Raw genomic sequence first — 25,376 nt, forward strand, 5'->3', positions numbered from 1 at the left:
CCGGGTTCGCGCCCGGCTGGTTAGATGCAGGAAGCAAGCGAACGGCCACGACGCCGTCGACATCCGGAGGTACCGCGATGGCAAGGGGACAGAGCCCCACGGTCCGCCGCCGGAGGCTGTCCGGCGAGCTGCGCCGGCTCCGCGAAGCCGCCGACCTCACCATCGACGAGGTGGGCGAGAAGCTCGAGTGCTCCGCCTCGAAGATCAGCCGCATCGAGACCGGCCACGTCGGGGTCACCCCCCGCGACGCCCGGGACATGCTGGCCCTCTACGGGATCACCGGTGACGAGCAGGAGGCGCTCGTCCAGCTGGCCAGGGAGGCCCGCAAGCGTGGCTGGTGGCACGCCTACAACGAGGTCTTCACCGGCACCTTCGTCGGGCTGGAAGCCGACGCGAGCTCACTGTGCGCCTTCCAGGCGCTGCTGGTGCCCGGGCTGCTGCAGACCGAGCGGTACGCCCGCGCGGTGATCCGCGCGCTGCGACCGGACGCCGACGAGGCCGAGATCCGGCGCCGCGTCGCCGCCCGGATGGCGCGCCAGGAGCTGCTGTCCGACACACCGCCGCCGGAGTACTGGGCGGTGATGGACGAAGCCGTGCTGCGCCGGGTGGTCGACGGCCCCGAGGTGATGGCCGAGCAGCTCTACCGCATGGTCGCGGTCGCCGAGAAGCCGAACGTGACCGTCCAGGTCGTGCCGTTCGGGGCCGGCGCCCACCCCGGCATGGAAGGTCCCTTCCTGATCATGGGCTTCCCCGAGCAGGCCGACCCGGACGTCGTCTACGTCGACGACAGCACGTCCAGCGGCCTCTACCTGGAAGAACCCACAGACGTCCGGCGCTACGGGCTGATGTTCGACCATCTGCGCGCGGCCGCACTGAAGCCGGACGACTCGGTGGCACTGATCGCCGAGGCCGCCGGACGGTTCGCCGAACAGGCGGCCGTACCGGCTCCGGTGCACCAACTGGAACCGAGGACACAGTAAGGAGTGGGGACCATGGAAGCCGAACTGTCCGGGGCGCGGTGGCGCAAGAGCAGCCACAGCGGCGGCGGCAACGACTGCGTCGAAGTCGCGTTCGTCGCCGGTGGTGCCGCGGTGCGCGACTCGAAGGACCCCGAAGGGGGTGCGTTCCGCCTGCCTTCGTCGGGCTGGCGGGGGCTGCTGGCCGCGGTGCGGACCGGCGGCCCGGCGCACGACTGAGGCCTTTGAAAAGACCCCTTACCCCCGCCGAGCTGGGCTCGGCCGGGAGTAAGGGGTCTTTTCGCGGTCAGGCCTACGTGATCACCCGATGCCTGAGGTGCCCCCTCAGGACGAACCTGAGTGCTACCGAACAAGAGAACTCAGGGACAGGGGAACACGATGCACAGCGATCTGCTTCTGGACGCGGTCCGGGCCGAAGCCGCCTACCGGGCCGAGGAAATGCGGAAGGCCGGGCGCAGCGCCTGGGCCGTCCGCGCCCGCCGCGCCGCCCGCCACTTCAGGGCCGCGAGGACGGATGTCGAGGTACCGGCGCAGCAGCGCCGCGAAGCCGCGCGGGAGGCCGCGGGCGTCGGCGAGACCGCCCGGTAAGGGGGCCGGTGATGGTGTCGAAGGCGATAAGCGGTCGGAAACTGTCGGTGGGGTAGGCAACAATGCTCCTCGTGCCCCGACTCGGCTCCGGAATCCCGCTCGTCGCCCGTACCCACGAGATGCGGCGGCTCCGCGCCGCCTTCGCCAGGGCAGAACGTGGCGAAGCCGGCGCGGTGCTGCTCTCGGGGGACGCCGGGGTCGGCAAGACCCGGCTGCTGACCGCGCTCGGCGAGCACGCCGAGGCGGGCGGTGGGCTGGTGCTCACCGGCCGCTGCATCGACGTCCGCGAGGGCGGTCTTCCTTATCTTCCGTTCGCCGAAGCGCTCGCCCCGCTGGGCAGCTCGGCGGACCCGGTGATCGCCGCCGCGGTGCGCGCCCGGCCCGCGCTCGGGCGGCTGCTGCCGCAGGGGCAAGGCTTCGAGGAGCCCCGGGCGGCCGAACACCCGCCGATGACCTCCAACGACCGGGAGACCATGGTGCGTCCCCGGCTGGAGCAGGATCTCGGTCAGCTGCAGTTGTTCGACGCGGTACTGGGGGTGCTGACCGAGGTCGCGGAGTCACGCCCGGTGGTGATCCTCCTGGAGGATCTCCACTGGGCCGACGCCTCGACCCGCAACCTGCTGTCCTTCCTGCTCAGCAGGCTGCGGGCGCAGCGGCTCCTGGTCGTGGGCAGCTACCGCGAAGAGGACGTCCACCGGCGCCATCCGCTGCGCGGGCTCCTCTCGGAACTGGTCCGGCTCGCCACGGTCGAGCGCGTCGACCTGCACCCCTTCGGCGCCGTCGACGCCCGCAAGTTCGTCGAAGCGCTGGCCGACGAGCCGCTGCCGCCGGACGTCGTGGCCGACATCGTCAGCCGCTCCGAGGGCAACCCGTTCTTCGCCGAAGAGCTGCTCGCCACCAAGACCGAGTGCAACGACCTGCCCGCCGGGCTCGCCGAGGTGCTGCTGTCCCGGCTCGAGCGGCTCTCCTCGGACGCCCGCCGGGTGGCGCGGGTGATCTCGGTGGCCAACGAGCCGGTCATGCACGCCGCGCTCGCCGACGTCTCCGGGCTGGGCGACCTCGAACTCGACGAGGCACTGCGCGAAGCCGTCCAGCACCACGTCCTGGTGGTGCTCTCCGACGGCTCCTACACGTTCCGGCACGCGTTGCTGCAGGAAGCGGTGTACGGCGACCTGCTGCCGGGGGAGCGGTCGCGCACGCACGCGGCTTATGCCGCCCGCATCAAGGCGCGGCCGCAGGGCCGCGGGCACGACGCGAAGCTGGCCTACCACTCGTTGCAGAGCAGCGACCTGGTCACCGCGCTGCCGGCGTTGCTGCGCGCGATGACCGAAGCCGAGAAGCTGGGCGCGCCGGGGTCGGCGCTGCAGCACGTCGAACAGGCACTGTCCATCTGGGACGCCGTCGCCCCGGCGGACCGGCCCGAAGGCTTCGACGAGCTGCGGCTGCTGCACGAGGCGTCGTACTTCGCGGGGACGTCCGGCGAGCCCGAGCGCGCCGCCGCGTTCGCGCGGTCGGCCACCCAGGCCCTGCGGCCGGACACCCCGGCCGACCGCGCGGCGAGGACGTGGCGGCGGCTGGCGGAAGCGCTGCTCGCCTTGGAGGGCACGCTCGACGAGGCGACCGCGGCCATCGACCGTGCCTGGGACCTGGTGAAGGACGCCGAGCCGAGCGGGACGCGGGCGTGGGTGCTGGCCAGCCGCGCCGGGTTCCTGCGGGTGCTCGACCAGCCGGAAGCGGCGCTCGACAGCGCGCTCACCGCGGTCACCGACGCGCAGGCGGTCGGCGCGGCGGGTGCGGAGGCTTCGGCGCTGGTCACCTTGGGCACGCTGGCCGACTCCGCGGGCAACGCCGCCGAGGCGCGGGAGCGGCTGTGCCAGGCCGAGAGCACGGCGCGGGAAGCCGAGGCGCCGAACACCGAGATCCGCGCGGTCTACTTCCTCGCACTGAGCTACGACGACCAGGCCGAGTTCACCCAAGCCCTGGAGCACGCCGGGCGAGGCGTCGCGCGAGCCGAAGAAGCCGGGCTGAGCTGGAGCGTCTACGGGCTGGAGCTGCGGGCGCGGCAGCTGTTGCTGCGCTACCTGATCGGCGACTGGCCCGACGAGAGCGCCGGCCGGGCCGGGCGCGGGGTGTCCAGCGCGGTCGCCGCGCGGATCCTGGCCATCTGGTCGCTGTTCGTCGTCGCCCGCGGCCGGTTCGACGAGGCCGCGAAGCTGCTCGTCGGACTGCGGCAGCACTGGGCGGCGGACATGCAGATCCCGCTGTCGGCCGGGGGTGCCGGCATCGAGCTGGCGTACTGGCGAGGGAATCACGCCGAGGCCGTGCTCCAGGCCGAAGACCTGATCGGCTGGCTGGAGCGCATCGAACCCGCCCTGCTGGCCGGCATCCGGGCCGCCGCGCTCGGCGTGTCCGCCGCGGCCGCGCTGGCCGCCGACGCCCGGGTCCGCGGCGACCAGGCCGGGGCCGACGCCGCGGTGGCGGCGGGCGAGCGGATGCTGGCGCACGGCCGGATGTGTTCGGTCGTCGGGCAGCCGCGGTCGGGCACGCTCGGGCCGGAGGGCCGGGCGTGGCTGGCCCGCCTGGAAGCGGCGGCGTCCTGCCTGCCCGGCCGGGGTGACCCGGCGAAGTGGGCGGCCGCGGCGGAGGCGTTCGGCTACGGCGCGGTGTACGAGCAGGCGATCTGCCGCTGGCACGAGGCCGAAGCGTTGCTGGGCGCGGACGCCGACGCGAGCGAGGCTTTGGAGTCGGCCCACGCGGTCGCGGTCCGTTTGGGCGCGATCCCGCTGCGCGACGCCGTCCGGGACCTGGCGCACCGCGCCCGCGTCGAGCTGGCGGGCGCCGAACCGCAGGCCCCGGTCCGGTCGGTCACCGACCCGCTGACCGACCGGGAGCGCGACGTCCTCGAGCGCGTCGCCCTGGGCCGCACGAACCGCCAGGTCGGCGAAGAGCTGTACATCAGCGAAAAAACGGTGAGCGTGCACCTGTCCCGCGTGATGGCGAAACTCGGCGCGAGCCGCCGCGCGGAAGCGGTCGCCATCGCCTACGACCGCGGCCTCCTGACCGCCCCCACCGCGTGATCAGATCCGTAACTCGCGTGATTGAAGCCGTAACTCGCGTGATTGAAGCCGTTACGGCTTCAATCACGCGAGATCCGGCCCGGATCACGCGAGTTACGGGTTACGTCAGCGGGGGAGGCGGCGGAGGGCCTTGAGGCCGAATGTCATGCCGCGGGACCAGAGTGAGCCCGGGATCGCGCGCGGCGGCCGCAGGGCCAGGCCGCGCTGCAGGGCGATGGACTGGGACTCCGTGTACTTCAGCAGGCCCTCGGCGCCGTTGCGGCGGCCGACGCCGGAGTCCTTCATCCCGCCCATCGGGACGCCGACGCTGCCGAACGTCGCCGCGTAGCCCTCGTTGACGTTGACCGTGCCGGCCTTGAGGCGGGCCGCGACCTCCCAGCCCGCGCGGCCGTTGCGGGACCAGACGCTGGCGTTGAGCCCGAACGGCGTGTCGTTGGCGCGGTCGATGGCGTCGGTGACGTCGGTGTAGCCGTAGATCGACACGACCGGCCCGAACGTCTCCGCCGCGAACGGCAGCATGTCCGGGGTGACGTCCGAAAGCACTGTCGGTTCGTAGAACAGCGGGCCGAGGTCCGGCCGGGGGCGGCCGCCGGTGAGCACCGAAGCACCCTTCGCGCGGGCGTCTTCCACGTGCGCCGACACCGCCGCGAGCTGCTCTTCCGACGTCAGCGAGCCCATCTGGGCCTGGTAGTCCAGGGCGCCGCCGAGCTTCAGCGCGGCCGTGCGGGCCACGAACGCCCGGGTGAACTCGTCGCGGATGTCCTCGTGGACGTAGATCCGCTCGACCGACACGCACAGCTGCCCGGCCGAGGAGAAGCACGCCGTCACCGCGCCCGTCGCGGCCTTCGCGACGTCGGCGTCGGGCAGCACGACCATCGGGTTCTTGCCGCCGAGCTCAAGCGAGTACGACGTCAGCCGCTTCGCCACCTGCCCGGCGAGTTCCTTGCCGGTCGGCGTCGAGCCGGTGAAGCAGAGGTAGTCCGACTCCTCGATCAGCGCGGTGCCGATCTTGGACCCGCGGCCGAGCACGATCTGCCAGGTCCCGGCCGGCAGCCCGGCCTCCTCGGCGAGTTCGTGCAGCCAGAGCGCCGAGAGCGCGGTCTGGTTGTCCGGCTTCTGCACCACGGCGTTGCCGGCGGCCAGCGCCGGGAGGACGTCCATCGCGGTGAGCGCCAAGGGGTAGTTCCACGGCGAGATGATCCCGACGACGCCCTTCGGGTGCCGGATCTCGCCCGCGCGGGTCAGGCCGGGGATGACGCCGGCGACGCGGCGCGGGGCGAGGATCTTCGCGGCGTGCTTGCCGTAATAGGCCGCGACGAGCGCGGTCGCGCTGACTTCGTCGAACGCGTCGAGCCGGGCCTTGCCCGCTTCGACCTGGACCAGGTCGAGCACCTCGTCCTGCCGGTCGAGCACGAGGTCGTGCAGGCGCGTGAGCACCCGGGCGCGCTCGGCGGGGGAGCGGTCCGCCCACGCCCGCTGGGCGGCCCGCGCGCGGCCGAACACCGCGCGGACGTCGGCGTCGGTGGCCTGGGGCAGGGTCGCGATCGGCTGCCCGGTGAAGGGCGCGCGCATGCGGATCGGCGCCGAGTCGGCGCCGCCCGCCACGCGGGCGACGAGCCGGGCCGCCCGCGCCGAGTCCGGCGCCCCGGCGACTCCGCCGACGGTCGGCGGCAACGGGGTGGTTTCGCTCGCGTTCGCGGGGGTCGTGCTGGTCATGACGTCTCCGTTCCGCGGCGTCCGGAGTCCGCGCGAACGCCGCGCAGGGGTTACCGACGAGTTCACCATACCGTCGGTACGTCAGATGTCCAGCTTGATGTGAATAAGATTCACGTATTGGGTGGGTGCAGGGGCGGCAGCTGGTAGTTCGGTTCGGTCGGCGACGTGGGCGGCTGCTGCGCCGGCGGCGACTGCGCCTGCGTGACGCCGCCGTAGGGGTCGTCGGGCCGCGGCGACACGCTGCCGGGCTGGGCGGGGAAAGGCTGCGACGGCGGTGCCGCCTCGCCGGACTGCGCCGGGAACGGCTGGGACGGCGGTGCGGCGTAGGGCGGCGTCCCACCGGGGTACGGCGCCCCGCCGGCCTGCGCGGGGAAGGGCTGCGACGGCGGGTAAGGCTGCGCGCCCGGGTACGGCTGCGCCCCCGCGAACTGCTGGGGCGGTCCAGGGTAGGGGCGCGACTGCTGCTGCTGGTACGGCCCGGGCGGGGCCGCGGCGGGCGCCCGCCGTCCGGCCAGCACCGCGAACACCAGCGTCAGCAGGGCGACGACCCCGCCGCCGAGCAGCACCCAGAACCCGGTCCCGGTGGCGTAGTGCGACTTCAGCCCGCCGTCGTCGGACTCGTAGCTCAACGTCGCCGAGACGTCCATGCCGAGCATCCACACCGCCGCGGCGACCCCGGCGCCGCCGGCGACCAGCGCCGTCCGCGCACCGGAGCGCACCCTGCTCCCCGCCGAGCGCCGGGCGCCGGCGAACGCCAGCCCGGCGCCGGCCAGCAGCACCACCGCGCCGGTGGTCAGCGGGATCCCGTAGCGCGCGACGTGGGTGTTGTCGTAGAACTTCTTCGCCTCGTCGCCGGGTTCGACGTCGAACGAGCGCGACCACGCGCTGATCGTCTGCTTGCTGTCGGTCTTGCCGTTGATGATCTGCTCGAAGGACGTCTGGGGCAGGAACGACCCGGCCACCACGAGGGCCGCGGCGAGGATGCCGAGGATGCCGGCGAGCAGCCGGAAGAGTGCGCCCGGGTCGGCGGGCGCCGGCTGCCGCGGCTGCGCCGGGGGCGGGCCGTAAGGGTACGGATACGGCGTGGCAGTCATGGAACTCCCCTCGTTCCGGGGGATTGGACCACGAATCCGCCCGCGGGATAAGGGGCAAAACAGCGTTGTGCTGCCGTGCTGGTCAACTCGGCTCAGTGACGGCGTCCTGGTAGAGCAGGACGGCGATGCGCTTCCACTCGTCCAGCAGCTGACGGCGCCGGGCCGGGTCGCCGCCGAGTTCGGCGTCCAGGGCCAGCCCGCGAGTCAGGTTGACGGTGAGCCAGAACAGCAGTTCGGCGCGTTCGGGCGGCAGCTCGCCGGCGACCTGGGTGACGTGTTCGAGCGTGGCGCGGCCGAGCGCGCGGTCGACCGGGCGGATGGCCGCGCGCAGCTCGGGGTCGGTGCGGGCGGCGACCCACAGCTCGGTGACGGCGGTCGAGAGCGTGCCGGAGTAGCCGGCCCACAGCAGGTCGATCGCCGCGGCGACGCCCGTGCCGCCGCCGGGCAGATCGTCCAGCGAGGCCGCGAGCCGTCGGCGCAGCTTCGTCGTCAGGTGCTCGACCGCGGCCGCCATCAGCTCGGCTTTCGCGGTGAAGTGGTGCTGCACCGCGCCCTTCGACACGCCCGCGCGGGCGCAGATCTCCTGGACCGAGGTGCGCGCGTAGCCGACCTCGACCAGTGAGTCGATGGTCGCGTCCAGCAGCGCCGTGCGGGTCTGTTCGCGCCGCTGCGCCTGCGTCCGGTGCGCCGTCTCGGTCACCGCGGCCTCCCTGCTTTACCTACCGGCCGGAACGGATGTACATTCCGATCAGAACTTACATGCCGATCGTCATGTTTTCCAGCAGGAGGGTCCCGTGCCGCTGCAACTCCCGAAGAGCTCGTGGAGCACGACCGAGCTCGAAGACCTCCGCGAGCTGTCGCGGTCGTTCCTGCAGAAGGAGGTCGTCCCGCACCAGGAACGCTGGGCGGCGGAGAAGAAGGCCGACCGCGAGCTGTGGACCAAGGCCGGCGAGGTCGGCCTGCTCTGCCTGTCCATCCCCGAGGAGTACGGCGGGGGCGGCGGCACCTTCGCGCACGAGGCCGTGCTCTACGAAGAGCAGTCGCGCGCCGGCGACAGCGCGTGGGGCGTCACCGTCCACAATGGAATCGTCGCGCACTACCTGCTCGCCTACGCTTCGGAAGAGAAGAAGCGGGAGTGGCTGCCGAAGCTGGCCACCGGAGAGATGGTCGGCGCGATCGCGATGACCGAGCCGGGCACCGGCTCCGACCTGCAGGGGATCAAGACGCGCGCGGTGCGCGACGGCGACCACTACGTCCTCAACGGCGCGAAGACCTTCATCACCAACGGCTTCCACGCCGATCTGGTGATCGTCGCCTGCAAGACCGACCCGGACGCCGGCGCGCAGGGCGTCTCGCTGCTCGTGGTCGAGACCGCCACGCCGGGCTTCCGCCGCGGCCGCGTCCTCGACAAGGTCGGCATGAAGGGCCAGGACACCGCCGAGCTGTTCTTCGACGACGTCCGCGTGCCGGTCGCCAACCTGCTCGGCGACGCCGAAGGCCAGGGCTTCGTCCAGCTGATGCGGCAGCTGCCTCAGGAACGGCTGATCATCGCCGTCACGGCGGTGGCGGGGATGGAGGCGGCGATCGACCTCACGCTCGAGTACACCAAGGAGCGCACGGCGTTCGGCCGGCCCATCTTCTCCTTCCAGAACACCAAGTTCACCCTCGCCGAGGCGGCGACCGAGGCCGCGGTGGCGCGGGCGTTCCTCGACCAGTGCCTCGAACGGCACCTCAAGGGCGAGCTCGACGTCCAGGGCGCGGCGATGGCGAAGCTGTGGACCACCGAGCGGGTCAACAAGGTCATCGACGACTGCGTGCAGCTCTTCGGCGGCTACGGCTACATGACCGAGTACCCGATCGCGCGGGCCTGGGCCGACGTCCGGATCTCCCGGATCTTCGGCGGCACCAGCGAGATCATGAAGGAAATCATCTCCCGCTCGCTCTGAAAGGTGCGCTCATGAAGGCAGGTCCGCTCAGCGGCCTGAAGGTGGTCGAGCTCGCCGGGCTCGCGCCCGGGCCCTTCGCCACGATGATCCTCGCCGACCTCGGCGCCGACGTCGTCCGCGTCGACCGCGCGACGCCGGGAGAGGACATCCTCGGCATCGGCGCCGACCCCTTGGCGCGCGGCCGCCGGTCCGTCGGCATCAACACCAAGACGCCCGAGGGCGTCGAGCTGGTGCTGAAGCTGTGTGACACCGCCGACGTGCTCATCGAGGGCTTCCGCCCGGGCGTCGCCGAGCGGATCGGGCTCGGTCCCGGCGTCGTGCACGCCCGCAACCCGCGGCTCGTCTACGGCCGGATGACCGGCTGGGGGCAGGACGGCCCCCTGGCCCGTGCCGCCGGGCACGACATCAACTACATCGGCATCGCCGGCGCCCTCGAACCCATCGGCCGCGCGGGGGAGCGGCCGGTGCCGCCGCTGAACCTCGTCGGCGACTTCGGCGGCGGTGGGCTGCTGCTCGCGATGGGCATCCTGGCCGCGCTGTACGAACGGAACACCTCGGGCCGCGGCCAGGTGGTCGACGCGTCGATGGTCGACGGCGCCGCGCTGCTCACCACGAGCCTGCACGGCATCAAGGCGGCCGGTCTCTGGTCGGAAGAGCGCGGCGAAAACATGCTCGACGGCGGTGCGCCGTTCTACGACACCTACGAAACCGCGGACGGCAAGTACGTCGCCGTCGGCGCGATCGAGATGCGGTTCTGGGGCGACCTGGTCCGCGTGCTGGGGCTCAACAGCGATGAACTGCCGCTGCACGTCGACAAAACGCAGTGGCCGAAGCTGCGCGAAATAGTCGCCGAGGCCATTGCCCAGCACACCCGGGACGACCTCGTCGCGCGCGCCGAAGGCACCGACGCGTGCCTCACGCCGGTGCTCTCGCCCACCGAAGCGCCGTCCCACCCGCACAACGCCGCCCGCGGCACGTTCGTCGAAATCGGCGGCATGGTCCAGCCCGCGCCGGCGCCGCGGTTCGACCGGACGCCGCCGGGCACGCCGGAAGCCCCGCGCGCCAAGGGATCCGACACCGAGGCGGTGCTCGCGGAACTGGGCGTCACGGACCTCGAAGCGCTGCGCGAAGCCGGGGTGATCGCCTAGCTCTTCGCGAGGTCGGAGCGCACGACCGAGTACACGACGCTGTCGCGCCACTCGCCGTCACGGAAGCCGTAACCGCGAAGAACGCCTTCGCGCGTGAAGCCGGCCTTTTCGAGCGAGCGCTGTTCGGCGCGGTTGCCGATCTCGGTCGTCGCTTCGACGCGGTTCAGCTGCGTGTGCGCGAAGAGGTATTCGACGAGCAGCCGCTGGGCCGCGGTGCCGTAGCCGTGGCCGCGGGCTTCCGGCGCCAGGACCAGGCCCATGGTCCAGCAGAACGACGTCGGCCCGGTGCGGCTGCGGTACCAGGAGACCAGCCCGAGCACGCGGCCGCCGAGCGTCGGCACCAGCATGCCGTTCTCGGTGGTGAGCATCCCGGTCTCTTGCCACCGGCGGCGCAGGTAACCGGGGTCGTGCCAGCCGAACCACTGGTGTTCGCCCGTCGCGGCGGGATCGTTGGTCAGCCGTTCGAGCAGGTCGAGATCGGCCTCGGCCACGGGCCGGAGCACGACTCCGGAGACCTCGTCGTCCATCCGGAGACCTTATCGGCCGCTTGACCGGAACCACGACGCCACGCGGAACCCGCGCCGAAAGAGGCATCACCCGTGATTCAGGGGTCGACACGCGTGATTGAGGCGACGACACGACCGGGCCCACAGGTTTCGCCGTGTCGACCCCTCAAGCACGAGTGATGCCTCTTCAATCACGCGAGATGACCCGCTGATCACGCGTGATGCCTCTTTCGTCACGCGAAACTGCCGTGCCTGCCTTCGCCGCCGGCGAAGCGGGCCGCGCCGTCGACCGCTTCCGCGGCCAGGGTCCCGGTGCCCATCGCCGCGCCGAACTCCGCGGCCAGGGCGTCCTCTTCGGACTTTCCCCACTGGCCGAGTGCCGAAAGCCGGTCGCCGCGCAGGCAGGCCTGCGGGAACGCCGCGAGCTGCCGAGCCAGCTCCTGCGCCGCCGAGACGGCTTCGCCCGCCGGCACGAGCCGGTTCGCCAGGCCGATGTCCAGGGCCTCGGCGGCCTCGACCGGGCGGCCGGTGAGGATCAGGTCCATCGCCCGGGACTGGCCGATCAGGCGCGGGAGCCGCACCGTCCCGCCGTCGATCAGCGGGACGCCCCAGCGCCGGCAGAACACGCCGAACACGGCCGTGGCGTCCGCGACGCGCAGGTCGCACCACAAGGCCAGCTCGAGCCCGCCCGCGACGGCGTGCCCGTGCACCGCCGCGATCACCGGCTTGCCGAGCGTCATCCGGGTCGGCCCCATCGGGCCGTCCCCGTCCGGGTGGGTCCGGTTCACCCGGTCAGTGCCGATCGCCTTGAGGTCCGCGCCCGCGCAGAACGTGCCGGCGGCCCCGGTCAGCACCGCCACCGCGGCGTCCGGGTCGGCGTCGAAGGCGCGGAAGGCGGCGGCCAGCTCCGCCGCGGTGGGCCTGTCGACGGCGTTGCGCGCGGACGGCCGGTCGATGGTGATCGTGGTCACCACGCCGTCGCGCCGGACCAGCACGTTGGGGGCCATCGCCGCTCCTGGGTTGATCGACCGGGGTTGATCGAGGTGTCTTCCGGGCAAGCCTTCCCTAGAGTATTGGGGTGGCCACTCCCAGGACGGGGACGGCGAGCCGGGGAGGACGCACATGTCGGGCGGCGTGAAGAAGATCTTCATCGTGGGTGTGGTCGCGCTCGTGCTGTTCTTCCTCATCACCCAGCCCCACCAGTCCGCCGACTTCGTGCACCGCGTCCTCGGCTGGCTCAAGGACGGCGCCGAAGCGATCGTCACGTTCGTCCGGGCGCTCTTCTCCTGACCTGCCGGACCCGCGCGCCGGCCCCGCTTCGGGCGGCGCCGGTGGCTACCGTGCGTGTTAGCGGACGGTAAATCACCCAGCGTCACCGATCTCGGATTTCGGACTCCACGCTCGACCATCCGGGTGGATTGCGCCCCAAAACGCGCAGGTCGGCGAATTCGTGGCAGCCGGGGTCTGGCGAAGAAGACCACCCCGGCCCTACGGTGCTCACATTGCGTGATCGGGTGGTTCGCCACCCCCTCGGAGAACCCCGATACGCAGGCAGTTTCCACTCAGCAAGGTGCAGGTTGGTGCGTGCGGCACCACCGCGTGGGACAGGCGTCAGGGCCTGTCCGTCGGGGACCTACCAAGGAGGCAGGGATGACCGGAGATCCCGGAGTGGACGCGTTGATCCGGCAGTGGGCCGCCGAGCGCGAGAGGACCCCGGAGGAGCAAGAGGTCGACCGCATCGCGTCCGCGTGGCTGGCCGACGCTCCCCCAGCCGCCCCGGGCATCCCCGGCCAGCGCGCCCGGACCGGATCGTCGCGGTTCGTCCCCGTCGAGTCGGCCGACCCCGGCTACCTCGCCGCGATGCGCAGCCGGCTGCCGGAGGTGCCCGAAGAGCTCCTCACGGCCGCCGCGGGCTGGTGGCAGATGGTCGGCGGCGTCGCCGAGGCCGAGGAGTGGTGGGACGCCGGCATCAGCCCGCTCGACCAGCGGGCCCTCGACTACCGGGCGGCCGGGCTCGCGCCGTCCGACCTGAGCCGCCGGCTCGGGCCGATGACCGTCCTGCAGCACCTGCGCCGAGGCAGCGCCCCGGCCTGGTGCGTGGCGCGGCTTTCGCGCCAGCAGAAGTCCGCTTGAGTTCGGCACGGCCGGGTGAACCGGCGTGGTGAGAGGATCTCGACGTCCCGCGTAACGCTAACCTGCGCGGGCTCGTTGAGCATTCGTCGACAATCACGCCGGAGGACCGGAGTTTCGTGCGCAGGAGTACCGGAAAGACCGAGGACGACCGGATCGACGCCGTCGACCAAGCCGCCCCCGCCGCCCCGGCACCGTCGCCGCGCTCCGCGGGTGTGGCCGTCCTCACCCGGCTGATCGTCGTCCTCGCCGTGCTGGCGGTCGCCGGCGGCGGCGTCTGGCTCGTCACCCGCGCATCGACGCCGGAGGCGAGCCCGACCACCACCGAGATCCCCGCTTTGCAGGTCAAGGCGGCCGACGTCCGCCCGGGGTCGGTCGCCCCGGCCGGCGGCGCGGTGGCCGGTGGAGCCGACCAGCAGACCGCCCCGCAGCAGGCCCGCTCGCGTGACACCGGCCCGGCGACGCTCGCGCAGTGGGCGAGCCGGGTCGCCGCGGTCACCGGCGTCCCGGCGCGGGCGCTGTCGGCCTACGGCAACGCCGAGCTGGCGATGCGCGCGGGCCAGCCGAACTGCCGGATCTCGTGGGCGACGCTGGCCGGCATCGGCCGGATCGAGTCCAACCACGGCCAGTACGCCGGCGCGGTGCTCGGCGCGGACGGGCGGCCGTCCAAGCCGATCGTCGGCGTCCCGCTCGACGGCTCCGCGGGCGTCCAGGCGATCGGCGACACGGACGGCGGCCGCTACGACGGCGACGCGGGCGTCGACCGGGCGGTCGGGCCGATGCAGTTCATTCCCGGTACGTGGCGCAAGTGGGCCTCCGACGGCAACGGCGACGGCCTCGGCGACCCCCAGCAGATCGACGACGCCGCCCTGGCGGCGGCCCGTTACCTCTGCGCGGGCGGGCGGGACATGGCGAGCTCGTCGGGCTGGTGGGCGGGCATCCTGTCGTACAACAACTCGACCGAGTACGCGCAGAAGGTGTTCGGCCTGGCGGACGGGTATGCCAAGGCGGCCCAGTCGGTGCGCAAACAGGGTTGAGCGGTTCTTCGCGGGTGGCCGGATGCCGGCGACCTGGCCGACGGTTGTGCCCAGGCGGCACAGTCCATCCACAGGCGGGGTCGAATGTGGACAACTCGGCGCTGCCCGGTCGCCGAGGCCCGGGTTGTCGGCAGCCGCCGGTAGACTGGACTCGGGGACGCCCCCCGGAGAGGGCGGGGGCCGGGGTCCGCTCGGCCGCTCAGTGCTAGCGTCAAAGCCGTGCCAGCATCCCCTCCGCCCGTGGGATCCCCCTGGGGCCGCCGGATCGCGATCGTCGCGACGTGCCTGGTGAGCCTGCTCGTCTGCTGCGGGCTCGCCTGGTGGCAGTGGGACCGCTTCACCTCGGCGAACGGCACCTTCCAGAACCTCGGCTACGTCCTGCAGTGGCCGCTGTTCGGGCTGTTCCCCGCCTTCATGTTCTGGCGGATCCGCCAGCTCCGGCAGAAGGCCGAGGCCGACGGCACCGCGAACGAACGCCCGGCCCCGGTCCCCGTCGCCGAGGTGCCCGCCCCCCGTCCCCGTCCCGATGTTCCGAAGCAGGAACAGGACGAGGACGAGGAGCTGGCCGCGTACAACCGTTACCTGCGCGAGCTGAACGCCCGCGACCAGCAGGCCGCAGAGTGAGGACGACCCGATGACCACCAGCACCGAAGGTGCCGCGCAGACCGCGGTGCCGCTTTCCGGCCCCCTGGTCCGGTTCCGCACCGCCGCCTACGTCACCGGCGTCGGCCTGCTCGGCTTGTGCTTCGTGATGGTGCTTCGCTACGCGTTCGGCAACCCGACGCCGTCGGCGATCTACTCGCCGATCCACGGCGTGCTGTACATGATCTACCTGGTGCTGACCATCGACCTGGCGATCAAGGCCCGCTGGTCGATCAAGGGCACCGTGCTCGTGCTGCTGGCCGGCTGTGTCCCGTTCGTCTCGTTCCTCGTCGAGCGCCGGGTGACGCACAAGGTCAAGGCCGGGCAGAAGCTGTAGCCGCGATCTGACGGCGGAAGGTCAGGGCCACCAGGACCGTGCACACCGCGAACACCGCGGACGTGGTGAACGCGGCGGTCATCCCGTCGACCGTGAGCTGAGCCCCGGTCGAGCCCGACGAGCGGGTCACCGAGCCGAACACCGTGATCAGGACGCCCAGCCCGAGCGTGCTGCCGACCTGCTGCATGGTCTGCAGGACGCCGCCCGCGGCGCCCGCGTCGTCGGTGGGCACGGTGGCCATCACGATCACGTTGAGCGGGGCGAACGACAGCCCGACACCGAGTCCCATCAGCAGCAGCGGCCCGAACAGTGCCGGGAAGTACGCGCTGTCCGTGGTGAGCAGCGCCAGCCAGGCGAGGCCGGTGACCATCAGCAGGGACCCGGTGATGGCCAGCGGCTTCGGCCCGTAGCGGGGGAGCAGCCGCGGCACGAGCCGGCTCATCGTGAAGATCAGCGCCGCCATCGGGAGGAACGCGAACCCGGTGGCCAGCGCTGCGAAGTGCCGGATGTCCTGCATGAACTGGGTGAGGAAGAAGAACATCGACATCATCGCCATCGGGCCGAGGAAGAAGTTGACGTAGGCCGCGCTGCGGTTGCGGTCGGCGAAAAGCCGCAGCGGGACCAGCGGCATCTCGCTGCGCGCTTCGATGGCGACGAACCCGGCCAGCACCGCCAGGCCGGCGGCGAGCGAGCCGAGCGTCACGGGGTTGCCCCAGCCGTCGGACGCGGCGTGGGTGAAGGCGAACACCAGCGAGCCGACGCCGAGCGTGCCGGTGATCGCGCCGGGCAGGTCGAGGTGTGCGCGGCGGCGCTGCGGTTCGGGGACGAAACGCGGCGCGAGCAGGACGATCGCCAGGCCGAACGGGACGTTGATGAACAGCGCGGCGCGCCACGAGATCCACTCGGTGAGCAGGCCGCCGACGATGAGGCCGATCGCGAACCCGCCGCTGGACATGGCGGAGAACAGCGCCAGTGCCCGGACACGGGCCTTGGTCTCGGTGAACGTCGTGGTGACCAGCGCCAGGGTGCTCGGGCCCGCCAAGGCGGCGCCGACGCCCTGCAGGGCACGGGCGGCGATGAGCAGCGTGGCCGAGTCGGCGAGGCCGCCGGCCAGTGAGGCGAGGGTGAACAGCGCGGTGCCCGCGACGAACATGCGGCGCCGGCCGAACAGGTCGCCCGCCCGGCCGCCGAGCAGCAGGAGGCCGCCGAAGACCAGGCTGTAGGCGGTCATCACCCAGGACAGGCCCGTGGCGGAAAAGCCCAGGTCGGACTGGATGCGCGGGAGCGCGACGTTCATCACCGTCGCGTCGAGGATGAGCATGAGCTGGCAGGTCAGGATGATCGCGAGGACCAGCCCGCTGCGCCTGGGTGCGGCCGGTGCGGGCGCACGGTCGAGCGTTTGGTGCGACAAGGGATACTCCCCCACGGAGTAAGAAGAAGCGGAGATGTTCTCCGCTTGCGTGCGATCCGATAATATGGAGAGTGTCTCCGGATGCGCAAGTTAATTCGGAGAATCTCTCCGGTTAGTGGCGAGGAGGCCGGGATGCCGGGTGGGACCACGGAGCGTCCGATGCGGGCGGACGCGCGCCGCAACTACGAACGGATCGTCGCGACGGCGAAGGACCTCTTCACCACGCACGGCGCCGACGTGCCGCTGGACGACGTCGCCAAGAAGGCCGGCGTCGGCGCGGGCACGCTCTACCGGCACTTCCCGACGCGCGAGAAGCTGTTCGAAGCGGTCTACCGCGAAGAGATCACGGTGCTCGCCGACCGCGCGTTCGTCCTGCACGACGAGCTGGGCCCGTGGGAGGCACTCGAAGCCTGGCTGCTCGCCCAGGTGACCTGGGTGGTCGAGCGGCACAAGCTGGCGACGATCCTCAAGGAGTCCATCGACGCCGGCTCCGAGACCTTCCTCTACTGCCAGAAAAGCCTGCGGGAGGCGACGGGCACGCTCGTCGAGGCCGCGCAGGACGCCGGCCTGGTCCGCAAGGACGTCACGGGCACCGACGTCCTGCGCCTGGGCCACGGCGCCGGCATGGCGGTCCGCAACTGCACACCCGAAGACGGCAAGCGCGTGCTGAACGTGATCTTGGACGGCCTGCGCGCCTGACCGCGGCTCAGCTCCCGATGCCGGTCATCGACCGGACCTCCATCTCCGCCTGCTTCTCCGCGTCCGCCTTCGGCCTGCCGACCAGGGTGCCGACGAACCCGCACAGGAACGAGAACGGGATCGACGCCAGCCCCGGGTTCTTCAGCGGGAACCAGGCGAAGTCGACGCTCTTGAGGATCGAGTCCGGGGCACCCGAGACGACCGGCGAGAAGAGCACCAGGACCAGGCATGCGATCAGGCCGCCGTACATGCCCCACAGCGTGCCCGTCGTGTTGAAGCGCTTCCAGAACAACGAGTACAGCAGCGTCGAGAGGTTCGTCGACGCCGCCACCGCGAACGCCAGCGCCACCAGGAACGCGACGTTCTGCCCGTTCGCCAGCACCCCGCCGACGATCGCCAGCGCGCCGACCACGACCGCGGTCAGCCGCGCCACCCGGACCTCGTCCTCCGGTTCGGCCTTGCCGCGCTTGAAGATGTTCGCGTACACGTCGTGGGCGAACGAGGCCGACGCGGTGATCGTCAGGCCGGCCACCACCGCGAGGATCGTCGCGAACGCCACCGCCGCGATGACGCCCAGCAGCAGCGTCCCGCCGATGTGCAGGGCCAGCAGCGGTGCCGCCGAGTTCTCCCCGCCCGGCGCGCTCTTGATCTCGTCCGAGCCGACCAGCGCGGCCGCACCGAAGCCGATCACCAGCGTGCACAGGTAGAAGATGAGCATGCACACCGTCGCCCAGACCACCGAGCGCCGCGCCTCCATGGAGTTCGGCACGGTGTAGAAGCGCATCAGCAGGTGGGGCAGCGAGGACAGGCCCAGCACCAGGGCCAGCGCGAGCGACACGAAGTCGAGCTTGGTTGTGTCGTCCTTGCCGTACGAGCCGCCCGGTTCCAGGAGGTGCTCGCCCAGCGGGCTCTTCTCGGTCGCGGCCGAGAGCAGGTTCGAGAAGCTGAAGCCGTACTTGCCGATCAGGAACACCGCGATCAGCACCACGGCCAGCATCAGCACACCGGCCTTGACGATCTGCACCCACGTGGTGCCCTTCATCCCGCCGACCAGCACGTACAGCACCATGACCAGGCCGACCACGCCGATCACCAGCGCCTGCCCCAGCCGGGTGTGGATGTTCAGCAGCAGGGCGACCAGGCCGCCGGCGCCCGCCATCTGCGCCAGCATGTAGAACAGCGAGATCACCAGGGTCGACGTCGCCGCCGCGGCCCGGACCGGGCGCTGGTTCATCCGGAAGCTGATGACGTCACCCATCGTGAACCGGCCGGTGTTGCGCAGCAGCTCGGCGATCAGCAGCAGGTCGACCAGCCACGCGACCAGGAAGCCGATGGAGTAGAGGAAGCCGTCGTAGCCGTGGACGGCGATCGCGCCGGCGATGCCGAGGAACGACGCCGCCGACAGGAAGTCCCCGGAGAGGGCGATCCCGTTCTGGCGGCCGGTGAAGGCGCTGCCCGCGGCGTAGTAGTCCGCCGTCGAGGAGTTCCGGGCGCCGGCCCGGTAGACGATGAACAGCGTGATCGCCACGAACAGGGCGAACACGACGGTGTTGATGATCGGGTCGCTCACGGACGCCCCGCCGGCCGCGAGCGCGGTCATCGGCGCTCTTTCGGCAGGCCTGCTTTTCGGGGGTCCGGGTGGCGAAGCCCCTGGCCCGAGGCGAAGCCTCGGTTGTCACTGTCCGCGCGGACCCGCAGCTCGGCGACTCGCGGGTCGAGGCGGCGGCGCGCGTAGCGCAGGTAGAGCCACGTGACCAGCGCGGTGCTGACGAACTGGCCGAGGCCCAGCAGGATGGCAACGTTGACTTCGCCGAACACCTTGCGGCTCATGAAGTCGTGCGCGTAGGCGGCCAGCAGCACGTACGTCATGTACCAGGCGAAGAAGGCGAAGCTCATCGGGAAGACGAACCACCGGAACCGGCGGCGCAGGGCGGCGAACTCGGGGCTGGCCTGGATCGCCGGGTAGTCGGGGCCCGTGCGGGCGGCTGGCTGGCGGTACTGGACGCCGGACGGGCGGTCCCCGGTGAACAGGGCCGGCAGCTGGCCGGTCTCCTCGAGGGCGTTGCCCGTCGCGGGGCGCGCGACGTCGTACATGGTGCCTCCGGCAGGTGCCTCCGTGGCGGCGGGCCCGGCACCTGCGGACAGGGCCGCGGGCCGCCCTTGCGGACTGCGAGGGAACATCGTAACTACGCCGGTTGGCGGGTACCGAAGGCGCCCTTGGCCGTGCCGTCCGGGCCGAAAGGTGGTATTCGTTTTCCTGTCGGCCCCGTCGAATGCGCACCCGGCGGCAAGACTGTGAGCGGAACACCGGCAATGCGAAAAGAATTGTGACGGGATGTCGCCGGAAGCGGTGCGTACTGCGACGAATGGGTTAGTTGCGCCGTTTGGCCTCTTCGGCTGGTCACGGAGGGTGTCCGAATTCGCTCCCGGGTGGCGGCCATGAGGGTTGCCCAACGCGGGTAAATGGGGGAAGATCCACTGGTCAACGCCGGGTTTCGAAAGAAATCACCGGGTCGGGGCGGGTTGTGGCGCAACGCCACAACATCGGGCACACCTTGGGACTTGACCCACTCGTTGGAGGTACGGAGGGTAGATCGTCCGAGGGATGCTGCTACGCTTGATGGACTAATCGGGTGACGACCGGATGCTCCTGGCCCACGCGTCCGGTAACCGGAATTCCCTCTTCGGGCGCGGTGAGGCGGAATGGCATGGCCCGTGTCCGGTCGCGAAAGCACTTTTCGCAGGTCAGCGCCCGGATGGGGAACGCAATTGACCGGCCGTGCTCCGGGGGTACGATTCTTTGGCCCAGCTGACCGCAGCGATCGATTGGCACCGATTAAGTTGATCTCGACCCCCGTGCACAACGCAACTTGCGACATGCACGTGCAGAGTCCCGGGCAGGGGACGGCGAGGTGGTGTTCGCCCGGCGACGGGCGCGTGGACGGCGGGGCAGCCGGGGACGAGCGCGAGCGCGCGGGAAGCGGCAGGGTGGGGACGGCACGGCCGTCCGCCCGCACGCCGCGAGCCGGGACGCCGCGCCGCCGACGCGGATCCATGACGCCGGACAGGGAGTCACTTACGTGACCGTTGCAGGAGAAGGTCAGGTGCCCGTCGGGGAACTGCTCGGCCGAGCACCCCGGCGGTCGAAGGGGAAGGCCCTGTGGCGCGCGCTCGTGCAATGGCGCGACTGGAGCCTGCCCGTCAAGCTTTCGGCCGTCACGGTCGTACCCATCGCCCTCGCGCTGGTGCTCGGCATCACCACGATCGCCGCGCAGGTCGGCCGCTCGGACGACTACCAGCGGCTCGACCGGCTCGTCGCGCTCGGCGGCGGGGTGCGCGCGCTCACCGGCGCGCTGCAGCAGGAGCGCACGGTCACCTCGGCGATGCTGACCGACGGCACCGTCGGCGGCACCCCCGAACTGGCCGCGGCCCGCAAGGCCACGGACACCGCGATCGGCCCGTTCACCGCCGAGCAGGCCCGGGCGGCCGAAGCCGAGCCCGGCGTGGCCGGGGCGGCGGGCGCGGTCACCGCGCAGGTCGGCAACCTCGCCTTCCTGCGCCGCCAGGTCGACGGCGGCCAGCTCGGCCCCAGCCAGGCCGTCACGGCGTACGCCGCCCTCACCGGCTCCCTCATCAGCCTCGACACCGCGGCCACCGCGGGCGCCGGCGACGGCACCCTCGGCGGCACCCCCGCCGGGCTGCACGAACTCCTCGTCGCGGGCGAACAGGTGTCGCTCAGCCAGGCGCTGGTCTCCTACGGCATCGGGCGCGCCGGGCTGACGCCGAGCGAGCTCGCCACGCTGCGGGCCGCCGAGCTGCGGCTCGCCGACCGGCTCGTGGACTTCCGGTCCGCGGCGGGCGACACGCTGCAGCGTGACTTCGCGGCGATCGCCGAGGGCACCCAGGCGCAGAGCCGGGCCCGGATGGTCGAAACGGTGCTGAACGCGCCGGGCGGCGCGACGGACAACGCGTTCCGCGCGCTGTCCGCCCCCGACTGGAACGCCGCCTCCGCGGCGCTGCGCACGCAGATCGGCCAGGTCGCCGACCGGCTCGGCGCGTCGGCGGCGCAGCGGTCGGCGGAGCTGGTCGACGAGTCCAGCAGCGGTGCCGGCCTGCTCGCGGTGCTGCTGTTCGCCACGATGGTGCTCGCGGTCGCGGTCGTCTTCCTCATCACCCGCCAGCTGCTGCGCTCCCTGAAGGTCTTGCGCCGCAGTGCCCTCGACGTCGCCGAGACCGCGCTGCCGGAGGCGGTCCGCAACATCCAGGAGGGCCGCGCGCAGGGCACCGACGTCCGGCCGGTCCCGGTGCAGACCGACGACGAGATCGGCGAGGTGGCCCGGGCCTTCGACAAGGTGCACCACCAGGCGCTGCGGCTGGCGACCGAGCAGGCGGCGATGCGCACCGGCTACGGCAGCGTCTTCGTCAACCTCTCGCGGCGCAGCCAGAGCCTGGTGCAGCGGCAGCTGCAGCTGATCGAGCAGCTCGAGCGGGACGAAGAGGACGCCGACCAGCTGGCGACGCTGTTCCAGCTCGACCACCTCGCCACCCGGATGCGGCGCAACAACGAAAACCTCATGGTGCTTTCGGGCGCCGAGCCGGGCCGCCGGTCCGGGAAGCCGGTCGGCACGACCGACATGCTCCGCGCCGCGGTGTCGGAGATCGAGCAGTACCAGCGGGTCCAGGTCCAGCCGCCGCCCCCGGCCCGGATCGTCGGGTACGCCGCGAGCGACCTGATGCGCCTGGTCGCCGAGCTGCTGGACAACGCCACCGCGTTCTCCGCGCCGGAGACGTCGGTGACCGTGGCGTCGCGGCTGGGCGAGGACGGCTCGCTCCACATCGACATCCTGGACAAGGGCATCGGGATGAACGAGTGCGAGGTCATCGAGGCGAACACCCGGCTGACCGAGGCCGGGTCGGTCGACCTGGTCACCTCGCGCCGGATGGGCCTGTTCGTCGTCGGCCGGCTGGCCAGCCGGCACCGGATCGGGGTGTCGCTGCACGGCGGCAAGGACATCGTCGGCGTCCGCGCCACCGTCGTGGTCCCGGCGGAGCTGGTGATGCCGGTGACCGACGGCCCGGTGACCGGCCCGATCGGCGCGGTGCAGCAGCACCCGACCAGTCCCGCGGCCGGCAACCAGCTGCCGCGCCGTCCGGTCAACGGCAGCACCCGCCCGCGGCCGATGGTGCCCCCGCAGCCGGCGATGGGGGAGGAGCGGTGGCCGTCGGCGAGCGATCTCGCCGGGCTGTCGGGCGGGCGCGGTCCCGCCGCGCGGCCGCCGTCGGACCTGGAGATCTCCGGGACGGCGCTGTTCGCCCCCCTCCCGAAGGACGGCGACGTCCCGCCGCAGCGTCCCGCCGTGCCGCCGGTGCCCGCGGTGCTGCCACTGCCCCAGCGGCAGCCGGACCGGCAGCCGGAGCCGCCGCCGCGGGCGGGCGACCTGCCCGCGTGCAAGGACCTGTTCTCCGCCAACGAGACCACGCTCAGCGACTGGTGGCAGCAGGCGACGACCGCGGCGCACCCGGCGTCGGCTCCGCCCGCCCCGGCCCCGGACCGCTCGGAGACGACGCCGATCTTCGACGAGATGCTTTCGGCGTGGTTCCGCGAGGACAAGCCGGCCGCCGAGGAGAAGCCCGCTGCTTCGGAAGCAGAAGCGGCGACGGACGAGAAGGCCGCGGAAGCCGGGCCGCAGGAGCGGCGCAGCTGGGACTTCGCGAGCGACGAGAACTGGCGCACGGTCCAGGCGGTCACGCAAGCCGCGCCGACGACGTTCACCGAGGCCGGGCTCCCGCGCCGCCGCCGGGGCGAGCAGCTCCTGCCCGGCAGCGCGATCCCGGCGCCGGTGGCCCCCGAGCCGGCCCCGGCGGGCCAGGAGCTCCCGGCCCGCGACCCGGCGGACGTCCGCAGCCGGCTCAGCAGCTTCCAGCAGGGCGTGACCCGCGGCCGCCGCCAGACCAGCCGGCCGGCCAAGCCGCAGGCCCCCCGGACGGCGGTGGGGCAGCCGGGTACTCAGCAGCCCGGCGTGCCCGGGCTGGGCACCAGCCAGACCCCGTTCGAGCCGCAGCAGGCCGGTTCCGGCCAGGAGCCGGGCACGCCGGCGCCGGGTGCCGGTCAGGCCGCGGGAGCGTCCGAAGCCTCGCAGCAGGCTGAGACACCTCAAGGATCGAGCGCTCCTGAGGCATCGCGGACTGCTTCCGCGCAGGAGCCGGACACGCGGGCGCCGGGTGCGGATCAGGCTGCGCCGGAGACGTCCGGGCCGCCGGAGCAGGAGTCACCTGAGGCCGGTTCGGAGTCCGGTGTCCTGCCCGAGCCCGGCCAGGCCGAGGCGAAGCCCGGCGTCCTGCCGCAGCGCCGGCAGGCCGAGTCCGGCGTCCTTCCGCGTCGTGGTCAGACCGGTTCCGAGTCCGGTGTCCTGCCCCAGCCGGGCGACGCCGGGTCGCCGAACGGCCCGCACGCCCCGGATCCCCTCCAGCAGACCTGGTCGGGCCGGCTGCCGGTCGCGGACGGCCGTCCCGCCACCCCGCCGTCCGCGTTGCCCTCCCGCCGGCCCGCCGCTCCGGAAACCCCCGCGCCGCGCAGCGAAGAGTCCGTGGTGGAGGCCACCGCGGAGTGGAACTTCGGCACGGACGAGGGCTGGCGCGCGGTGCAAGCGGTGTCCCAGTCGGCACCCGCGACATTCACTTCGGCAGGATTGCCCCGTCGCCGTCGCGGGGAGCAGCTGCTCCCGGGCAGCGCCGGACCGTCCACCGGGGCCACGGCCCCCCGACCACAACGGGACGCACACGACGTGCGGGGCCGCCTGCGGAGCTTCCAGCAGGGCATCGAGCGCGGACGCCACCGCACCGCACAGGCGGCCGAGACCAACCACGAGACACTGGAGGGTGAATGACCTCGCCGAGTAACGCTCAGCCGACGCAGAATCAGTTCGGCTGGCTGGTGAACGACTTCGCGGAGCGGGTGCCGGGTGTGGCGCACGCCGTGGTCGTCTCGGCGGACGGCCTGCTGCTGACCGCGTCGAACCGGCTTCCGCTGGACCGGGCCGACCAGCTCGCCGCGGTGGCTTCGGGCCTGGTCAGTCTCACCCAGGGCGCCGCCCGCTGCTTCGAGGCCGGGGCGGTCAACGAGACCGTCGTCGAGATGGAGCTGGGCATCATGGTGCTGATGTCGATCAGCGACGGTTCGTGCCTGGCCGTGCTCGCCGCCCCCAACTGCGACATCGGCCAGGTCGCCTACGAGATGACGATGCTCGTCGACCGGGTCGGCCAGATCCTGACCCCGGAGCTGCGCGCCCAGCTGCAGGGATCGGGTGGGTCGCTGATCGGTGAACCGGTGGGATGATGGCGCGATGAGCACGGGGTCCGGATCTTTCGGTGAGCCACCGGAGACGGCGCACGACGCCGCCTTCGGTCAGCGGGACGACGGCACGTTCGCCGACGTCCTCAACGGCTTCACCCTGGATTCCGGCCGTGCCCGCCGGAAGCGCAAGAAGAGCAAGGAGTCCCCGCCACCCCCGGCCGCCGGTGCGTACCCGGCCGCGGAACCGCCGGCGTCCGCGCCGTCGGCCGACCAAGGAGATCGTGTGACCTCTTTAGTCTCGCCACCCGGCAGTACCGACTCCGACGGTCCCCGGCCAGGGGGATTGTTCGACCCGGGCCCGCCCAGCGGCGAGTTCGTGATGCCCGCGGTGTTCGAGCAGCCGGCCGCGCTGGAGGACCAGACGGCGATCGTCCGGCCGTACGCGCTGACCGGCGGGCGAACCCGGGCCAATTATGCCCTGGAGCTGGAGACACTGATCTCCGCGAAGGACTACGCTGCCACCGGTGGCTTCCCCGAGGTGGCCGCGGAGCAGATCGAGTGCGTCTCGATCATGGAAGAGTGCCGGACCCCGCGTTCGGTCGCCGAGATCGTGGCGGCCCTGCGGGTGCCTCTGGGCGTGGCCCGGGTGCTGATCAGCGACGCGGCCGACGCGGGGCTGGTCACGGTGCACAAGACGGTTACGGGCAATGACGGCGCCGAGGCACATCTGGTGTTGATGGAAAGGGTTTTGAGTGGACTCCGTCGGCTTTAAGG

The 25,376-nt window shown here is 72.2% G+C and carries 23 protein-coding genes; 15 read left to right on the plus strand and 8 right to left on the minus strand.

Annotated elements, in window-relative coordinates; all coding sequences use genetic code 11:
* Positions 1-77 precede the first annotated feature (77 nt).
* The 4 genes from A3CE_RS0135990 to A3CE_RS0136005 all read left to right on the plus strand — a co-directional run bounded on the left by A3CE_RS0135990 (position 78) and on the right by A3CE_RS0136005 (position 4,642).
* On the plus strand, positions 78-980 hold the full coding sequence (locus A3CE_RS0135990) for a helix-turn-helix domain-containing protein (protein ID WP_020644954.1): 903 nt from the start codon (positions 78-80) through the stop codon (positions 978-980).
* 12 nt (positions 981-992) lie between these two features.
* Positions 993-1,196, plus strand: coding sequence for a DUF397 domain-containing protein (locus A3CE_RS0135995; protein ID WP_020644955.1), 204 nt, complete (start codon positions 993-995; stop codon positions 1,194-1,196).
* A 159-nt stretch (positions 1,197-1,355) separates the two neighbouring features.
* Positions 1,356-1,565, plus strand: coding sequence for a hypothetical protein (locus A3CE_RS0136000; protein WP_020644956.1), 210 nt, complete (start codon positions 1,356-1,358; stop codon positions 1,563-1,565).
* A 62-nt stretch (positions 1,566-1,627) separates the two neighbouring features.
* Positions 1,628-4,642, plus strand: a complete 3,015-nt coding sequence (locus A3CE_RS0136005; protein WP_020644957.1) for a helix-turn-helix transcriptional regulator — start codon at positions 1,628-1,630, stop codon at positions 4,640-4,642.
* Positions 4,643-4,747: 105 nt separating this feature from the next.
* Here A3CE_RS0136005 and A3CE_RS0136010 read toward each other — a convergent pair whose 3' ends face one another.
* The 3 genes from A3CE_RS0136010 to A3CE_RS0136020 form a co-directional block, all read right to left on the minus strand.
* Entirely contained in the window at positions 4,748-6,358 is a 1,611-nt protein-coding gene (locus A3CE_RS0136010) for a succinic semialdehyde dehydrogenase (RefSeq protein ID WP_020644958.1), read from the minus strand.
* A gap of 110 nt (positions 6,359-6,468) precedes the next feature.
* A complete protein-coding gene (locus A3CE_RS0136015) occupies positions 6,469-7,452 on the minus strand; it encodes a hypothetical protein (RefSeq protein WP_026469194.1) in 984 nt (327 codons plus the stop codon).
* 82 nt (positions 7,453-7,534) lie between these two features.
* Positions 7,535-8,152 carry a TetR/AcrR family transcriptional regulator gene (locus tag A3CE_RS0136020; RefSeq protein WP_020644959.1) on the minus strand — a complete coding sequence of 206 codons (618 nt, stop codon included), beginning with the start codon at positions 8,150-8,152 and terminating at the stop codon, positions 7,535-7,537.
* Positions 8,153-8,246: 94 nt separating this feature from the next.
* Between A3CE_RS0136020 and A3CE_RS0136025 the strand changes: the two genes are divergently transcribed.
* Entirely contained in the window at positions 8,247-9,398 is a 1,152-nt protein-coding gene (locus tag A3CE_RS0136025) for an acyl-CoA dehydrogenase family protein (RefSeq protein ID WP_020644960.1), read from the plus strand.
* 11 nt (positions 9,399-9,409) lie between these two features.
* A complete protein-coding gene (locus A3CE_RS0136030; RefSeq protein ID WP_020644961.1) occupies positions 9,410-10,546 on the plus strand; it encodes a CaiB/BaiF CoA transferase family protein in 1,137 nt (378 codons plus the stop codon).
* Here the strand turns inward: A3CE_RS0136030 and A3CE_RS0136035 are convergent.
* Positions 10,543-11,073 carry a GNAT family N-acetyltransferase gene (locus tag A3CE_RS0136035; protein WP_020644962.1) on the minus strand — a complete coding sequence of 177 codons (531 nt, stop codon included), beginning with the start codon at positions 11,071-11,073 and terminating at the stop codon, positions 10,543-10,545. The genes A3CE_RS0136030 and A3CE_RS0136035 overlap by 4 nt on opposite strands.
* 212 nt (positions 11,074-11,285) lie before the next feature.
* The gene (locus A3CE_RS0136040) at positions 11,286-12,059 is read right to left on the minus strand and encodes a crotonase/enoyl-CoA hydratase family protein (protein ID WP_020644963.1); all 774 of its coding nucleotides are present in this window, start codon (positions 12,057-12,059) and stop codon (positions 11,286-11,288) included.
* Positions 12,060-12,174: 115 nt separating this feature from the next.
* Between A3CE_RS0136040 and A3CE_RS57550 the strand changes: the two genes are divergently transcribed.
* The 5 genes from A3CE_RS57550 to A3CE_RS0136065 all read left to right on the plus strand — a co-directional run bounded on the left by A3CE_RS57550 (position 12,175) and on the right by A3CE_RS0136065 (position 15,198).
* The gene (locus A3CE_RS57550; protein WP_020644964.1) at positions 12,175-12,342 is read left to right on the plus strand and encodes a hypothetical protein; all 168 of its coding nucleotides are present in this window, start codon (positions 12,175-12,177) and stop codon (positions 12,340-12,342) included.
* Positions 12,343-12,702: 360 nt separating this feature from the next.
* Entirely contained in the window at positions 12,703-13,185 is a 483-nt protein-coding gene (locus A3CE_RS0136050; RefSeq protein WP_026469195.1) for a hypothetical protein, read from the plus strand.
* A gap of 116 nt (positions 13,186-13,301) precedes the next feature.
* Positions 13,302-14,219 (plus strand): lytic transglycosylase domain-containing protein, encoded by a 918-nt coding sequence (locus A3CE_RS0136055; protein ID WP_020644966.1) that lies wholly within the window; start codon positions 13,302-13,304, stop codon positions 14,217-14,219.
* Between the two features lie 240 nt (positions 14,220-14,459).
* A complete protein-coding gene (locus A3CE_RS0136060; RefSeq protein WP_020644967.1) occupies positions 14,460-14,843 on the plus strand; it encodes a hypothetical protein in 384 nt (127 codons plus the stop codon).
* Between the two features lie 10 nt (positions 14,844-14,853).
* Positions 14,854-15,198 (plus strand): DUF3817 domain-containing protein, encoded by a 345-nt coding sequence (locus A3CE_RS0136065; protein WP_020644968.1) that lies wholly within the window; start codon positions 14,854-14,856, stop codon positions 15,196-15,198.
* On the opposite strand, the gene A3CE_RS0136070 is transcribed toward A3CE_RS0136065, so the two are convergent.
* The gene (locus A3CE_RS0136070; RefSeq protein WP_020644969.1) at positions 15,176-16,609 is read right to left on the minus strand and encodes an MFS transporter; all 1,434 of its coding nucleotides are present in this window, start codon (positions 16,607-16,609) and stop codon (positions 15,176-15,178) included. The genes A3CE_RS0136065 and A3CE_RS0136070 overlap by 23 nt on opposite strands.
* A 132-nt stretch (positions 16,610-16,741) precedes the next feature.
* On the opposite strand from A3CE_RS0136070, the gene A3CE_RS0136075 reads away from it, so the two are divergent.
* The gene (locus A3CE_RS0136075; RefSeq protein ID WP_020644970.1) at positions 16,742-17,308 is read left to right on the plus strand and encodes a TetR/AcrR family transcriptional regulator; all 567 of its coding nucleotides are present in this window, start codon (positions 16,742-16,744) and stop codon (positions 17,306-17,308) included.
* Between the two features lie 7 nt (positions 17,309-17,315).
* On the opposite strand, the gene A3CE_RS0136080 is transcribed toward A3CE_RS0136075, so the two are convergent.
* Positions 17,316-18,908: a solute symporter family protein gene (locus A3CE_RS0136080; protein WP_020644971.1), complete on the minus strand. Its 1,593-nt coding sequence runs from the start codon at positions 18,906-18,908 to the stop codon at positions 17,316-17,318.
* Complete coding sequence (locus tag A3CE_RS0136085) at positions 18,905-19,402, minus strand: DUF485 domain-containing protein (RefSeq protein ID WP_020644972.1); 498 nt, start codon at positions 19,400-19,402, stop codon at positions 18,905-18,907. Before A3CE_RS0136085 ends, A3CE_RS0136080 begins: the two co-directional genes overlap by 4 nt.
* 1,010 nt (positions 19,403-20,412) lie before the next feature.
* Here A3CE_RS0136085 and A3CE_RS0136090 point away from each other — a divergent pair.
* From A3CE_RS0136090 to A3CE_RS58895, 3 genes are read left to right on the plus strand one after another with little or no spacing between them, the layout of a single operon-like run.
* Entirely contained in the window at positions 20,413-24,195 is a 3,783-nt protein-coding gene (locus A3CE_RS0136090) for a sensor histidine kinase (RefSeq protein ID WP_020644973.1), read from the plus strand.
* Positions 24,192-24,644 (plus strand): roadblock/LC7 domain-containing protein, encoded by a 453-nt coding sequence (locus A3CE_RS0136095; RefSeq protein WP_020644974.1) that lies wholly within the window; start codon positions 24,192-24,194, stop codon positions 24,642-24,644. Before A3CE_RS0136090 ends, A3CE_RS0136095 begins: the two co-directional genes overlap by 4 nt.
* A 7-nt stretch (positions 24,645-24,651) precedes the next feature.
* Positions 24,652-25,374, plus strand: coding sequence for a DUF742 domain-containing protein (locus A3CE_RS58895; protein WP_020644975.1), 723 nt, complete (start codon positions 24,652-24,654; stop codon positions 25,372-25,374).
* The last annotated feature ends 2 nt before the right edge of the window (positions 25,375-25,376 follow it).

Origin of the sequence: Amycolatopsis balhimycina FH 1894 (assembly GCF_000384295.1) — a bacterium.
GTDB classification, from domain to species: domain Bacteria; phylum Actinomycetota; class Actinomycetes; order Mycobacteriales; family Pseudonocardiaceae; genus Amycolatopsis; species Amycolatopsis balhimycina.

What these genes read in the sequence shown, in the direction of transcription:
- A3CE_RS0135990 (WP_020644954.1), top strand. Translation starts at nt 78, where the DNA reads ATGGCAAGGGGACAGAGCCCCACGGTCCGCCGCCGGAGGCTGTCCGGC.
- A3CE_RS0135995 (WP_020644955.1), top strand. Translation starts at nt 993, where the DNA reads ATGGAAGCCGAACTGTCCGGGGCGCGGTGGCGCAAGAGCAGCCACAGC.
- A3CE_RS0136000 (WP_020644956.1), top strand. Translation starts at nt 1,356, where the DNA reads ATGCACAGCGATCTGCTTCTGGACGCGGTCCGGGCCGAAGCCGCCTAC.
- A3CE_RS0136005 (WP_020644957.1), top strand. Translation starts at nt 1,628, where the DNA reads ATGCTCCTCGTGCCCCGACTCGGCTCCGGAATCCCGCTCGTCGCCCGT.
- A3CE_RS0136010 (WP_020644958.1), bottom strand. Translation starts at nt 6,358, where the DNA reads ATGACCAGCACGACCCCCGCGAACGCGAGCGAAACCACCCCGTTGCCG.
- A3CE_RS0136015 (WP_026469194.1), bottom strand. Translation starts at nt 7,452, where the DNA reads ATGACTGCCACGCCGTATCCGTACCCTTACGGCCCGCCCCCGGCGCAG.
- A3CE_RS0136030 (WP_020644961.1), top strand. Translation starts at nt 9,410, where the DNA reads ATGAAGGCAGGTCCGCTCAGCGGCCTGAAGGTGGTCGAGCTCGCCGGG.
- A3CE_RS0136035 (WP_020644962.1), bottom strand. Translation starts at nt 11,073, where the DNA reads ATGGACGACGAGGTCTCCGGAGTCGTGCTCCGGCCCGTGGCCGAGGCC.
- A3CE_RS0136040 (WP_020644963.1), bottom strand. Translation starts at nt 12,059, where the DNA reads ATGGCCCCCAACGTGCTGGTCCGGCGCGACGGCGTGGTGACCACGATC.
- A3CE_RS57550 (WP_020644964.1), top strand. Translation starts at nt 12,175, where the DNA reads ATGTCGGGCGGCGTGAAGAAGATCTTCATCGTGGGTGTGGTCGCGCTC.
- A3CE_RS0136050 (WP_026469195.1), top strand. Translation starts at nt 12,703, where the DNA reads ATGACCGGAGATCCCGGAGTGGACGCGTTGATCCGGCAGTGGGCCGCC.
- A3CE_RS0136065 (WP_020644968.1), top strand. Translation starts at nt 14,854, where the DNA reads ATGACCACCAGCACCGAAGGTGCCGCGCAGACCGCGGTGCCGCTTTCC.
- A3CE_RS0136075 (WP_020644970.1), top strand. Translation starts at nt 16,742, where the DNA reads ATGCCGGGTGGGACCACGGAGCGTCCGATGCGGGCGGACGCGCGCCGC.
- A3CE_RS0136080 (WP_020644971.1), bottom strand. Translation starts at nt 18,908, where the DNA reads ATGACCGCGCTCGCGGCCGGCGGGGCGTCCGTGAGCGACCCGATCATC.
- A3CE_RS0136085 (WP_020644972.1), bottom strand. Translation starts at nt 19,402, where the DNA reads ATGTACGACGTCGCGCGCCCCGCGACGGGCAACGCCCTCGAGGAGACC.
- A3CE_RS0136095 (WP_020644974.1), top strand. Translation starts at nt 24,192, where the DNA reads ATGACCTCGCCGAGTAACGCTCAGCCGACGCAGAATCAGTTCGGCTGG.
- A3CE_RS58895 (WP_020644975.1), top strand. Translation starts at nt 24,652, where the DNA reads ATGAGCACGGGGTCCGGATCTTTCGGTGAGCCACCGGAGACGGCGCAC.